Annotated in this window: 11 protein-coding genes; 8 read left to right on the top strand and 3 right to left on the bottom strand. The window is 33.7% G+C overall.

Annotated features, from left to right (window positions below; all coding sequences use genetic code 11):
- Window positions 1–119: 119 nt before the first annotated feature.
- Window positions 120–2,900 carry a TonB-dependent receptor gene (locus tag E0I26_RS02275; RefSeq protein WP_131914874.1) on the bottom strand — a complete coding sequence of 927 codons (2,781 nt, stop codon included), beginning with the start codon at window positions 2,898–2,900 and terminating at the stop codon, window positions 120–122.
- Between the two features lie 178 nt (window positions 2,901–3,078).
- On the opposite strand from E0I26_RS02275, the gene E0I26_RS02280 reads away from it, so the two are divergent.
- From E0I26_RS02280 to phoU, 8 genes are all read left to right on the top strand, one after another.
- Complete coding sequence (locus tag E0I26_RS02280) at window positions 3,079–3,762, top strand: response regulator transcription factor (RefSeq protein ID WP_131914875.1); 684 nt, start codon at window positions 3,079–3,081, stop codon at window positions 3,760–3,762.
- Complete coding sequence (locus tag E0I26_RS02285; RefSeq protein ID WP_131914876.1) at window positions 3,763–4,818, top strand: sensor histidine kinase; 1,056 nt, start codon at window positions 3,763–3,765, stop codon at window positions 4,816–4,818.
- Window positions 4,819–5,137: 319 nt separating this feature from the next.
- Window positions 5,138–6,391, top strand: coding sequence for a porin (locus tag E0I26_RS02290; protein ID WP_449404231.1), 1,254 nt, complete (start codon window positions 5,138–5,140; stop codon window positions 6,389–6,391).
- 137 nt (window positions 6,392–6,528) lie between these two features.
- Entirely contained in the window at window positions 6,529–7,398 is an 870-nt protein-coding gene (locus E0I26_RS02295) for a phosphate ABC transporter substrate-binding protein (RefSeq protein ID WP_235831701.1), read from the top strand.
- Between the two features lie 207 nt (window positions 7,399–7,605).
- Window positions 7,606–8,814 (top strand): phosphate ABC transporter permease subunit PstC, encoded by a 1,209-nt coding sequence (pstC, locus tag E0I26_RS02300; protein WP_235831702.1) that lies wholly within the window; start codon window positions 7,606–7,608, stop codon window positions 8,812–8,814.
- A 3-nt stretch (window positions 8,815–8,817) separates the two neighbouring features.
- Window positions 8,818–9,696, top strand: coding sequence for a phosphate ABC transporter permease PstA (gene pstA / locus E0I26_RS02305; protein WP_131914877.1), 879 nt, complete (start codon window positions 8,818–8,820; stop codon window positions 9,694–9,696).
- 1 nt (window position 9,697) lies between these two features.
- Window positions 9,698–10,450: a phosphate ABC transporter ATP-binding protein PstB gene (gene pstB, locus E0I26_RS02310; protein ID WP_131914878.1), complete on the top strand. Its 753-nt coding sequence runs from the start codon at window positions 9,698–9,700 to the stop codon at window positions 10,448–10,450.
- Window positions 10,451–10,509: 59 nt separating this feature from the next.
- Complete coding sequence (gene phoU, locus E0I26_RS02315; protein ID WP_131914879.1) at window positions 10,510–11,199, top strand: phosphate signaling complex protein PhoU; 690 nt, start codon at window positions 10,510–10,512, stop codon at window positions 11,197–11,199.
- A 137-nt stretch (window positions 11,200–11,336) separates the two neighbouring features.
- Here the strand turns inward: phoU and E0I26_RS02320 are convergent, their stop codons facing one another.
- Entirely contained in the window at window positions 11,337–12,407 is a 1,071-nt protein-coding gene (locus E0I26_RS02320) for a glycosyltransferase (protein WP_131914880.1), read from the bottom strand.
- Between the two features lie 200 nt (window positions 12,408–12,607).
- Entirely contained in the window at window positions 12,608–13,144 is a 537-nt protein-coding gene (locus E0I26_RS02325) for a hypothetical protein (protein WP_131914881.1), read from the bottom strand.
- Between the last annotated feature and the right edge of the window lie 6 nt (window positions 13,145–13,150).

A 13,150-nucleotide genomic window follows, 5' to 3' on the forward strand; every position in this document is an offset into this window, starting at 1 on the left:
TCTGAAATTTAGTTACGTAATTGTTATTAAAGTATTATATAACAATGAATTTGATGTAAAGTTTATGTTACTTATGTAAATAAAAAAAAGAGCCATGACGGCTCTTTTTTTTGTTGTTTTTAAAACGTATATCCTATGTTAAAGGAGAACCCGACACCTTTTTTGAATTCTCTTAAAATTAAAGAGTCTTCAGTAATGTTTAAAGTGCTTTTGCTTCCCAGCTCTTTTTTATAACTTGGATTTAAGATGTTGTCTACACCAAATTTAAGTTCAATACTTTTTGAAATAGAGTTAGTCCAAACAAAATCTAATTTACTAAAAGATTTTTCGTAGATATGATCAATTCCTGAAGAACCTACAGCGAAAATACGGTCTCCATAAACGTTATATACTAAGGTCATAGAGTTTTTCCAATCCTTATTAAGGATGAAATCATACTTTAAATCAGAATTAATCAACCAGCTTGAAGCACCTTGCAGTTTACGGTTTGTACTGTTTTCTAATTCATTCCCTTGTTTTTTAAGGTCAATTTTAACATCTGTACTCATTAATGACGTATTGAAACCTAAAGAGAAATTAGAAAGAGATTTGCTGATTCCGCTCAATTGGAAAAGCATTTCTATTTCGGCACCATAAATAACTGCTTGCTCTGAGTTTTTGAAAGTTGTGATTTGACCACCACTATTTGCAGTTGGTTTGAAAACTCGTTCAATTGGATTGTTGATCATTTTTCCAAATACTCCTACAGCAAATAATTCTTTGTTGTTAGGGAATAATTCGTATTTGAAATCTACATTATAGTTTTCGCTGTCTTTTAAATCTGGGTTTCCACTTTCTGAAGTTCCATCGGCATTGATGTAATTTATGGGTAACAACTCCATAGCAACTGGACGAGTTATTGTTTTTGCCAATGACACTCTCAAATTACTGTTTTCATTCAAAATACGTTTCGCATTTACAGACGGTAAGATATCCAGCTTGTCATCTGTCTTTTTGCGGTAAGCACTTCCAAAAGGATCACCTTGTTGTCTGTATTTTATTTCACGAGTAGAACTTTCACCTCTAATTCCGGCATTTAAATCCCATTTTTCTCCAAGATTCATAAACAAATTGAAGTACCCCGCATTAACAAACTGATTCAGTTTTACTTTATAATCTCCGTTAGACTCTTCCTGAACATAAACAATTCCGTTGTTGATATCTTCGTTGATGTTTTGGCTTATAGTACTTAAATCAGCAGTATAGTTTTTCTCCAGATTTCTTCTTCCAGAGAAGAAACGGTAAGAAGATTCCATGTCGTTCAGCGAACTGTTGTGTCCAATGGATAATTTATTAGAATCTTCTTTGTCTCCAAATTTTAAATTATATTCTAAAAGTGAAGAATAATAGAAGTTTCCTTTTACATCAAGGAATTGACGGTTCAAGTTATTACCACCATAAGACATATTTATTTGGCTATCATTTACTTTTACACCAGTGATAAATTTTCTGTCAGGTTGTTGAAAAGAAGTTTTTACATAAGAACCACCTGCTTTTATGCTGTGTTTTCCGTCTTCGGTTAATTTATAATCCCCGTACAATTGCGTGTTCCAATAGTTAGACTCTTCATATTGGTTTAATCTGATAAGATTATTTGTCTGATTTGCTAAACTGTTTGTGTATCCTAACTGATCTTGGATTTTGCTTTCAGTCGCTTTAATCAAGAACGTATTGAAGTTTAAATTAAAACGGTTTGTCTTGTATTTCAAACCTGCTAAACCAGAAAAAGTAGTTTGGTAGCTGTATTGCGTATTGTATAAATTATTGTCGTAGTTCCCTTGTCCAAGATTGAAAGTTCTGTCAACACCTTCTCTGTAAGAGTATTTGTTGTCAAAATTGAAAGACATGATATAACTAATGTTTTTTTCATTTTTAAGATTGAATTTTTGAGCATGTAAAAATCCAATGCTAGAATTCAAAGGGCTTTTTGTGCTGTTAACATCCCATGATTTTTTACCAAATCCATTTTCGTATTCAGCAGGAGAAAGTTTTTGCCCGCTTGGAACTGATCCAAAAATACCAGGAAGTGCTCTGTCATTACCAATCATTCCTAAAGATCCTTTGGCAGAATTTGCGTCATCAGAAAGTAAGAAGTCTTGAAGATTATTGTTAGTCGTATATCCAAAACCAATATTCAATTTAGTGATGTTTTTTGGTTGAGGTGTCTCAATATTAACAGTTGCTCCAGCAAAATCTCCAGAAATATTAGGATTGAAAGTTTTGTAGATATTTAATACTCCAACAACATCAGTAGGGAATAAATCCAATGGAATGATTTTTTTGAAAGGGCTGTTTGATGGGGATTGTAAATCATTTATCAATAAGTTATTGTAACGGTCTTCCAATCCTCTGATGAATAATCCTCTTCCGTCAACTTTAGTGATTCCGGTTATTTTTGTCAAACCTTCCTCAACATCGCTAACTCCTTTTCTTGCCATTTCTTGAGCACCGATACTTTGTTTTATTACGACCGCTTGTTTTTGGTCTAATAAAAGAGCCGTTTCCTTTTCTCTGCTTGCTGTATTTTTTATAACAACATCTTTTAGTTTGTAGCTCCCGGCACCTAACGCTTTATTTGCGGTTACGGTTTCATTGGCAACTACTGTTACAGGAATCTCTACAGATTCATAACCCACAAAACTAAGTTGTAAGGTGTAGCTTCCAGGTAGTATTGTTATGATGTATTTACCATCAATATCGGTATTTGTACCTATATTTGTTCCTTTAATAAGAACGTTAGCAAAAGGTAATGACTGATTATTAGCATCTTTGTCTGTTAAGATTCCAGAAATCGTTCCTTTATTCTGTGAAAAAGAAATAGCTGTTATTAATAACGTGAAAAATAGTAACTTGAATTTCATTTGGTTTTAATTTTTTTGCAAAGTAACGCCTGAAATGTAAAATGTAAGTTACTGACTTGTTATGGTTATGTTTTGTTTTGGGTCTCAAAATCATCTCAATATTAAATTATGGTTAACATCATTTGAATATCCCATTTATGATTACATTTACATTTCAAAAAACAATTTTTTGCGCTTTATGAAGAAAAAAAACACGAAGATTCTATTAGTAGATGACGAACCGGATATCCTGGAAATTGTAGGGTATAACTTGGCTCAAGAGGGATATCAAATCGTTACTGCAGCAAATGGGAAAGAGGCAATAGCAAAAGCTAAAAAAGAAATGCCTGACCTTATTATAATGGATGTAATGATGCCGGAAATGGATGGAATGGAGGCTTGCGAAGCTATTAGAAAGATTCCTGAACTCAGTAATGTAATCATCACTTTTTTGACAGCCAGAAGCGAAGATTACTCTCAAGTTGCAGGCTTTGACGCGGGTGCGGATGATTACATCACTAAGCCAATTAAACCTAAATTATTAGTCAGTAAAGTAAAAGCATTATTACGCCGATTAAAAGAACAGGAGCAGAACAGCGAAACTCTTAACGTAGGCGGAATTGAAATAAATCGCGAAGAATATAAAATCGTTAAAGATAATATTGAAATCGCATTGCCTAGAAAAGAATTTGAATTGTTCTATCTACTTGCTTCTAAACCGGGGAAAGTATTCAAACGTGATGAGATTCTGGACAAAGTTTGGGGTAATGAAGTAGTTGTTGGTGGAAGAACGATTGATGTTCACATCAGAAAACTAAGAGAAAAAATTGGAGAAGAATTGTTTAAAACAATAAAAGGAGTTGGCTATAAGTTTGAAGTATAAATGACAATAAATTTTAAAAAAACATATCGTTTTGCCGTAAAATCAGCGCTTTATATTACTCTTTTTTCTACAGGATTAGTTGGTTTCCTCACGTATTTATTTTTCACCTTTTCGTACCGTTTTTGTTTGATTTTCGCTATTTCAATAGCTGCTTTTTCATTTATTGTAATACAATATCGGGTGGAGCGCTTTATCTATAAAAAGGTAAAAAAAATATACGATGATGTCTCTTTGTTAGAATCAAGTACTTTCAGGAATCAGCCAATCACAACAGATATGGCAACGCTAACACGCGAAGTGAAAAAGTTTGCCACCGATAAAAAGTTAGAAATCGAAACTTTAAAAGTTCGTGAAGAATATAGAAGAGAGTTTCTTGGTAATGTTTCCCATGAGCTCAAAACGCCATTGTTTATGGTTCAGGGGTATTTGTCAACCCTGCTCGACGGAGCCATGAGCGATAAAACAATCCGAAAAAAATATTTAGAGCGTGCCGAAAAAGGAGTAGAAAGACTGATTTATATCGTACAAGATTTAGACATGATTTCAAAACTCGAAATTGGAGATTTGAACTTGGAAATTGCCGAATTTGACATTGTTAAATTGGTTCAAAATGTCTTTGATTTACTCGAAATGAAAGCTTCCAAGAAAGATATTCTATTGATGTTTGATATGCGATACAACAGGCCCGTTATGGTGCTTGGAGATCAAGAAAAAATCCAACAAGTAGTGATGAATCTTGTTGTGAATTCGATCAAATACGGAAAGCTAAAGGGTTCTACCGAAGTAAGTATTGAGGATTTGACTGATGAAAAAGTCATCGTTCGAATAACCGATAATGGCGAAGGAATTGATAAAAAAAATATTTCGAGAATTTTCGAACGTTTTTATAGAGTAGACAAAAGTGGTGCAAGAACTGAAGGTGGTTCCGGTTTGGGATTATCCATTGTAAAGCATATTATCGAAGCGCATGATGAGAAAATTTATGTGAATAGTAAATTTGGAATTGGATCTGAATTTTCTTTTACACTTGAAAAATCAAATAAACGCGGTAAATAATAGTAGGGTCAAATGTCATTTTAAAGTTAGGTAATTTTTAATATAACATGAAGGTTTTTGTTTGGTATAAAAAAGGTATATTTGTAACTAGTTAATAAACAATAGATTGCTATTTATTAGTAACAATTTATTAACATTAATTTTTAATTAAATTAACAATTGCGTAATGTTTAATTAACATTACGCAATCACCTTTGGTGTACTAAATAAACAACATTTAATCGTGAAAAAAATAGTATTAATTATTGCAAATATATTTGTAGTAAATCTAGTAGCTGCACAAGTTACTCCTGTTGTGGAAAGTTCTAAAAAAACGAAAATTCCTTCACAAACAGTTACTTTAAGTAAAGAGGAGCTTACTAAATCCATAGTTCATGTTTTGGACTCTATCAAGAAAGTAAAGGATGTTCAAGAAAAAAGTAAGGAGAAAAAAGAACAATGGTATGATAAAATCGGCATAAGAGGTTATGCTCAGATAAGATACAATGGATTGTTTTCTTCTAATGACAAAGTTTCCTGTGAGCAATGTGATAGATCTTGGGGAACAACATCAACAGCCATTGATGCAAAATCAAATAACGGTCTTTTTATAAGACGAGCTCGTATCGTATTTTCAGGGCAGATTCTTCCCAATGTGTATTTTTATTTCCAACCAGATTTTGCAAGTTCGCCTTCTTCAGGAGTTAATAATTTTGCCCAAATCAGAGATGCGTATTTTGATTTATCCTTTGATCCTAAAAAAGAATATCGCATAAGAATAGGACAAAGTAAAGTGCCTTTTGGATTTGAAAATTTACAGTCAAGCCAAAACCGATTAACATTAGATCGAAATGATGCTTTGAACAGTGCGGTGGCAAATGAAAGGGATTTAGGTGCATTTTTCTATTGGGCTCCAAGTAAGATTAGGGATCGTTTTGCCATGCTGGTAAAAGATGGGTATAAAGGTTCTGGAGATTATGGCGTATTTGGTTTTGGGGTATATAACGGACAAACAGCCAACAGGTCGGAAGCGAACAGAAACTTGCACGTAGTGACAAGGGTAAGTTATCCTTTTGAAATTGGGAGTCAAATTATTGAGCCTGGCTTGCAAGCCTACACTGGGAAATGGGCTTTTGGGAGTGAACTTTCCACAGGAGTGACAACGCAGGATAAACTATATACAGTTGACCAAAGGGTTGCAGCATCTTTTATTCTTTATCCGAAACCATTTGGAGTGCAGGCGGAATATAATATAGGAAAAGGACCTCGCTATAATAAATTGACTAATACTGTTGACGTATCTGATTTAGAAGGCGGTTATGTAACCTTAAACTATAAATGGGATTTGCCTAAACAGCAATATATTTATCCTTTTGCCAAATTCCAATATTATGATGGCGGAAAGAAATTTGAGAAAGACGCCAGAAGTTATGTTGTAAGGGATTATGAACTTGGAATTGAATGGCAGCCTATTAAAGCATTTGAATTAGTAGCAGAATGGGTGATTGCTGATAGAACGTTTGAAGACAGCGCGCTTCCAAACAACAGACAACGAGGTAATTTATTGCGATTACAGGCTCAGTTCAACTTTTAATAAATTGTTATCATTTATTTTGGATGGATTAAATAATTATTAAAACAAGCTAAATAATTAAAGATAGTATAATACTGGCTTAACATATTGTTAATGTAGTGCATATACTTTTGTACAAATTTATAAATAACCACAAGATGACTATCAAAACGAAATTATTCTTAATGTTACCTTTAATTGGAATGTTAAGTTGCGGTAAAGCAAAAAATGAAGATAAAGGAACTGAAGATAAAGCAACGGCTACTACATCAGTTACAATCAAAGGAAGTGATACCGTTTTGCCATTGGCACAGAAAGAGGCTGAGGTAATGATGAAAACAAATCCCGAAGTTAGTGTTACTATAGTAGGAGGAGGAACCGGAGTTGGTGTTACGGCTCTTTTGGACGGAACCACGGATATCGCAATGGCTTCCAGAGATTTAAAAACAGAAGAGAAATTAAAATTTTCTGAAGCCAAAAAAGAAATCGAAAAAGTGACTGTTGCCTTTGATGCCTTAGCGGTTATTGTTAATCCGGCTAATAAAGTAGGTCAGTTAACACGTGAGCAATTGGAAAAAATCTATACAGGAGAAATTAAAAACTGGAAAGAAGTAGGTGGTGAAGATGCGAAAATTGTAGCGTATTCAAGAGAATCTTCTTCAGGAACGTATGAGTTCTTTAAAGAAGAAGTAATGGATAAAAAAAATTACGCTTCTGATATCTTGAGTATGCCTGCGACTGGAGCTATTGTTCAGGCAGTAAGCCAAACAAAAGGGGCTATCGGGTATGTTGGATTAGCGTATGAGACTAAAGAAGTAAAACAACTTTCGGTTTCTTATGACCAAGGGAAAACCTTTGTTGCTCCAAGTGTAGCTTCCGCTAAAGACAAAAGCTACCCAATTTCAAGACCATTATTCTATATTTTTGATAAAATGAATGCTGCAAAAGTAAAAGCGGTGGTAGATTTTGCTTTGTCGCCAGAAGGACAAAAAATTGTTTTGGAAGTAGGTTATGTACCGTTAAATTAATAAGGCTATTTATAAGTAATAAAAGGGCTGTCTGTTTTAGGCAGCCCTTTTGTATTTGTCTTATTTTCAATAACATGGCTTTATTGAAAAATAATAAAACGATTTGCGTACTTTTATACTTAACTTTAAATTAACACAAGGTTAATGTATAAAAAACATTCGAAATACAAGGCTAATGTACTTTTGCGGTTAAAATAAACTATAGATTTGAAAACAAATTTTAAAAAAATAAAAGAGAAAATAATAGAGACTATATTAATGCTAAGTAGCGCTGCTACCAGTATTACTGTTGTTTTGATTGTTTTTTTTCTATTTATTGAAGGCGCGGGAGTTTTTACCAAAAAACCTATTGAAGAAGGTTTTTTGTTGGTAGTACATTCGACTAATCCAATACAAAAATTAGAGCCTTCGCAGGTGAAAGATATTTTCGATCAAAAAATCACCAATTGGAAACAGTTAGGCGGAAAAAACGAACCCATCGTTTTGTTTAGAACAGAAGATATTACCGAATTTTATTCAGACGAGGAGCTAGGAGAAAACTTCGAACATTTTCCAGCGAAAATAGATGAATATGTTTCAAAAACACCCGGCGTAATTGCCTTTTTTTCAGATAAATACAAAGCGAAAAATTTTCATGGGAAAGAATTAGAAATCAACAAAATTAAAATTTTTGAATTTCTTTCCGGAGAAGAATGGTTTCCAACGGCACAACCTATTGCACAAATGGGAGTTAAGGCTTTGATTTATGGCACACTATGGGTCAGTTTTGGAGCAATACTATTGGCATTGCCAATTGGCTTGGCAGCGGCTATCTATTTGAGTGAAATAGCCAGAAAAAGAACGCGCAATATTTTAAAACCGCTCATTGAATTATTGGCAGGAATCCCATCTGTAGTGTATGGTTTTTTTGGATTAGTGGTCATTGTCCCTTTAATTCAAAATGTTTTCGGATTACCCGTTGGTGAAACAGGATTGGCGGGAAGTATTGTTTTGGCAATCATGGCCTTGCCAACGATTATCACCATTTCGGAAGATGCAATGCGTACGACTCCACGCGCTATGAAAGAAGCCAGCTTGGCATTGGGAGCGAGTCATTGGCAAACAATATATAAAGTAGTAATTCCTTATTCGGCTTCCGGGATTACTGCTGGAGCCATTTTAGGAATTGGGCGTGCTATTGGTGAAACGATGGCAGTTTTAATGGTAACGGGTAATGCAGCTATAATTCCACATACACTTTTAGCACCACTAAGAACCATTCCCGCTACCATTGCGGCAGAATTGGGTGAAGCTGCAAATGGCGGATTGCATTATCAGTCGTTATTTGCGCTTGGATGTATTTTATTCCTAATTACTTTTTGCATAAATATGATGGTGGAATTTGTCACCAATAGAAATTCCCATAAAAAACATTAAAAGATGACTAAAGAAATTCGTTTAGCAAAACAAAAAAGAAGAAACCAAAAAATTGCTTTTGGTGTATTTCAATTTACGAGCTATACCGTTGTGGGGCTGTTATTTGTGATACTATCCTTTATAGTAATAAAAGGAATTAGCGTTATCAGTTGGGAGTTTATTTCAGAAATGCCAAAAGAGGGTATGACGCAAGGCGGGATTTTTCCGGCGATAGTAGGAACGCTTTGCTTGGTTTTTGGAAGTATGATTTTTGCATTCCCTGTGGGTGTTTTGGCAGCTATTTATATGAATGAATATGTGAAAGATGGCTGGATGAAAAAAATCATCAAACAAATGACCAATAACCTTGCTGGAGTTCCATCGATAGTTTTTGGACTTTTCGGGATGGCGTTGTTTGTTAATAAATTAGAATTTGGAGATTCCCTTTTGGCAGGATCATTGACCCTGGGATTATTGGTTTTACCGGTGGTAATCAGAACTACCGAAGAATCATTAAAGTCAGTTGATGATACTTTTAGACAAGCCAGTTTAGGGTTGGGAGCCAGTAAATGGCAAACTACCAGCAAAGTAGTTTTCCCTATTGCTTTTCCAAATATTATTACGGGATTAATTCTCTCTATAGGAAGGGTTTCAGGAGAAACAGCTCCGATTTTATTTACCGTTGCGGCTTATTTTTTACCAAAATTGCCTACTTCAATTTTCGATCAGGCTATGGCGTTGCCGTATCATTTATATGTGATTTCAACCAGTGGGACGAATATAGAAGCTTCTCGGGCAATGGCTTATGGAACGGCACTTATTTTAATTATAATCGTATTAATTTCTAATTTATTGGCGAATGCACTTCGTAAATATTTTGGAAAAAAAGTAAAAATGAATTAGTATGCACAAAATAGAATCAAAAAACATCAATTTTTATTACGGAGAAACGCAAGCTTTGCATGACGTTTCGTTGTCAATGAAAGAAAATACCGTTACCGCATTAATTGGCCCTTCCGGTTGTGGGAAATCGACGTACCTGCGTTTATTGAATAGAATGAATGATTTGATTGACAACACGAAATTGACGGGTACAATTTTGATTGAAGGAGAAGATATTTATGCAAAAAACACCAATGTAGATGATTTGCGTAAAAATGTTGGTATGGTATTTCAAAAACCTAATCCGTTTCCAAAATCCATTTATGAAAATGTCGCGTATGGTTTAAAAGTAAACGGAATTACCGATAAAAAAATAATTGAAGAACGCGTGATTACTTCTATTGAGCAAGTGGCGCTTTGGGGAGAAGTGAAAGACAAATTGAAGAAGTCGGCTTTTGAACTTTCAGGAGGACAACAACAACGTTTGTGTATTGCACGTGCATTAGCAATTCAGCCTTCTATATTGTTAATGGATGAGCCTACTTCGGCTTTGGATCCAATTTCTACCTCCAAAATTGAAGAACTTATTTACGAATTAAAAAATAAATATACAATCGTTATTGTAACACACAATATGCAGCAAGCAGGACGTGTGAGTGATACAACCGCTTTTTTCTATATGGGTGAATTGATTGAATATGATAAAACAAAAACTATATTTACAAAGCCGTCACAAAAACAAACGGAAGATTATATAACGGGAAGATTTGGATAAGATTGATTTTGATTTGCATTCAGAATCGTTTAATTTTAAATCTTTTAAATCTTTAAAAAATGGGGTCACACATAGAAACAGAACTAGGAAAACTTAAGGGCATAATAATAAAAATAGGAAATTTAGCCGAAAGTCAGGTGACTGAGGCTGTCAAAGCATTACTTTCAGAACCTGTCGCGGAAGGTAAAGAAGTAAAAAAAATAGAAAATAGGATTGATAAATTGGATGTTAAAATTGATGAAATTTGTCAGAGCGTTTTTGCCTTGCATCAGCCAGTCGCTTCTGATTTACGTTTTATTATGTCAGCCATGCAAATTAGCAATGAGATAGAAAGAATAGGTGATTTAGCCATAAGCATCATAAAAAAATCTAAAAACATTAAAGATAAACATGACTTAATTGTTAAGTTCAGTATTACTGATATTGCCAGACAAGTTGAGACTATTACAATAAAAACAAACGAGTGTTTTTTAACTCGTAATGAAAGTACGATTGGTGAGATTTTCATATTGAATAATACCATAAAAAATGAAAGTGATGAAGCCATTCACAATATTATAAATGAAATGAAGTCTAACTCTAAGACCGTAGTTTCAGGAACAAATCTTGTGATTGTTTTAAAACATTTGGAACGTATTTCGGAGCATTGTACAAATATTGCAGAGTATGTTTATTTTATGATTAATGCCAAAATTATCAAACACGAAAAATTTGGAGATAAGAAATTTGACACCGATAATCTAGATTAATTTTTTATATTTTTATAAAAGCACACTAATTATATACTTTGAAAGTATGGTAATTAGTGTGCTTTTTGATTATGGAAAAAGCCTAAAGCAGGGGTTGTGTATTTGAAGTGTTTTACAAATTACAGTTGTAATAACTATTAATTTTTTTCAAAAATTTTGAATAATATTTTCCAGTCTAATGTAGTGTCTAACCGAGGCAATCCTTTATATTCCTCAATTTCTCGAATGTTTTCCATTCTAAAATCATCTTGCGTAGCATAAGGAACCAGACCTTCTTTCTTTAATTTTTTGGCTAAATATTCTTGTTCATATTGTCCTGGTGTTGGAATAAAAAAAGCTTTTTTTCTCAGTTGGGCTAGATCCATGATTGTAGTGTAACCCGAACGGCAAAGAACCATTTCACTTTCGTTAAAAGCCTGTTCCAGTTCGGTTGAATTCATGAAGTTGTAATACGTGACATTTCCAATTGCTGTTATTTTTTGTTCCTTTTCGATATTTCCTTCAATGAAAATTACATTGCCGTTGTATTTAACGATTTCTTCTTTTAAATGTTTTTCTAACATGCTGCGTTGAGGTTCAGGGCCAGAGAGAATCACCAATAAATCATATTTTTTTGGTAACAATTTCTTTTGGAGCCTGCTCAAAGGACCAATATATTTTGTCTTGAGATTTGGATTGTCAATATGGCCTAGTTTGCCTGTCAGATTTGAAGTTCCCACAAGATCAGGAACCCAACATTCGGTGTATTTTTTTATAATATATTGATGTATTTTACTGGTTACCCAAGTGGTATTTCCTGTCATCACATTCAATTGATGAGTGATAAATACGGAGGGCACATTCTTGCTGAAAACCCCCAATCTGTTATCCGAAATAATTCCGTCTATTGCATATTTTTCAATCCAATTTTGAATTATTTTTTTTTCTTCCAAAACGGCTCTAACCATTTTTGGACCATTTTTTATTAATTTCCATTTAAAATTGGCACCATTTTTAGCATATTCAATTTGATAGGATGGTAGTTCCAGTGTTTGGATGTTGGGAAACTCTTTTCGCAGTAATTCAAGAGCAATACCATCAGAAGCAATTATTGGGATGTAGTTGTTATCTTGTAAAGCTCTAATGATTGGAATGCAACGGGTGGCATGGCCTAAACCCCAGTTTAAAGGTGCAATCAAAATAGTTTTAGGGGCGGTTTTTATATCCATTTCTAATTGTATCAAATGTTTTTTATAGGTGAAAGATACATAAGTTAAGCCCTTTTTTGTATTTGCAAAATATTACTAAACTATTAAGTTATCCAGTTATTGAAGACTGTTTCAGATTGTTTTTTTCTTTCTGATGGACTAGAATAAAGAAAGGCTATCTTTTTTAGGGATAGCCTTTTTAAGATACTTTCTATAAAAAATTATTCTTGGATATAGGTTTTATTTCCGTTTGAGTTAATGTAATATTTTCCTCCTCGAGGACCAGTATATACTTTTTTGCCATTGTATTCACCTGTTATTTTGTCGGCTACTTTAGGTGCTTTTTCATTGGTTTCCCTAATTTTTTTTACTGATTTTGTATTCGCAGCTTTTTCTTTTACTGTTGTTTTAGCCGTCGCTGCTTTATCTTTTGCAGTTTCCGCTTTATCTTTTGCATTTTTTTTAGACTCAGTTGCTTTCTCTTTAGTTACTGCTGCTTTCTCTTTTGCAGTTTCGGCTTTATTTTTGACTACTTTATCTTTTGCAGTTTCCGCTTTTTCTTTAGCTGTAGTTGCTTTGTCTTTGGCAGCTTCTGCTTTGTCTTTTGCTGTTTTTTTAGAAGTAGCAGCTTTTTCTTTTTTGGCTTTAGCCAATTTTTCAGTTTTAGCTTTCGCTGCTTTCTTTTCAGCTGCAGTTTCTTGTGCTTGCAAGTTTACCGACAAAATAATTACAAAACATAACAACAGTAATTTTTTCATAATAGT

Origin of the sequence: Flavobacterium rhamnosiphilum (assembly GCF_004349195.1) — a bacterium.
Lineage (GTDB): Bacteria > Bacteroidota > Bacteroidia > Flavobacteriales > Flavobacteriaceae > Flavobacterium > Flavobacterium rhamnosiphilum.

Coding starts and splice junctions, on each gene's coding strand:
- E0I26_RS02275 (WP_131914874.1), bottom strand. CDS start 2,900: ATGAAATTCAAGTTACTATTTTTCACGTTATTAATAACAGCTATTTCT.
- E0I26_RS02280 (WP_131914875.1), top strand. CDS start 3,079: ATGAAGAAAAAAAACACGAAGATTCTATTAGTAGATGACGAACCGGAT.
- E0I26_RS02285 (WP_131914876.1), top strand. CDS start 3,763: ATGACAATAAATTTTAAAAAAACATATCGTTTTGCCGTAAAATCAGCG.
- E0I26_RS02295 (WP_235831701.1), top strand. CDS start 6,529: ATGACTATCAAAACGAAATTATTCTTAATGTTACCTTTAATTGGAATG.
- pstA (WP_131914877.1), top strand. CDS start 8,818: ATGACTAAAGAAATTCGTTTAGCAAAACAAAAAAGAAGAAACCAAAAA.
- pstB (WP_131914878.1), top strand. CDS start 9,698: ATGCACAAAATAGAATCAAAAAACATCAATTTTTATTACGGAGAAACG.
- phoU (WP_131914879.1), top strand. CDS start 10,510: ATGGGGTCACACATAGAAACAGAACTAGGAAAACTTAAGGGCATAATA.
- E0I26_RS02320 (WP_131914880.1), bottom strand. CDS start 12,407: ATGGATATAAAAACCGCCCCTAAAACTATTTTGATTGCACCTTTAAAC.
- E0I26_RS02325 (WP_131914881.1), bottom strand. CDS start 13,144: ATGAAAAAATTACTGTTGTTATGTTTTGTAATTATTTTGTCGGTAAAC.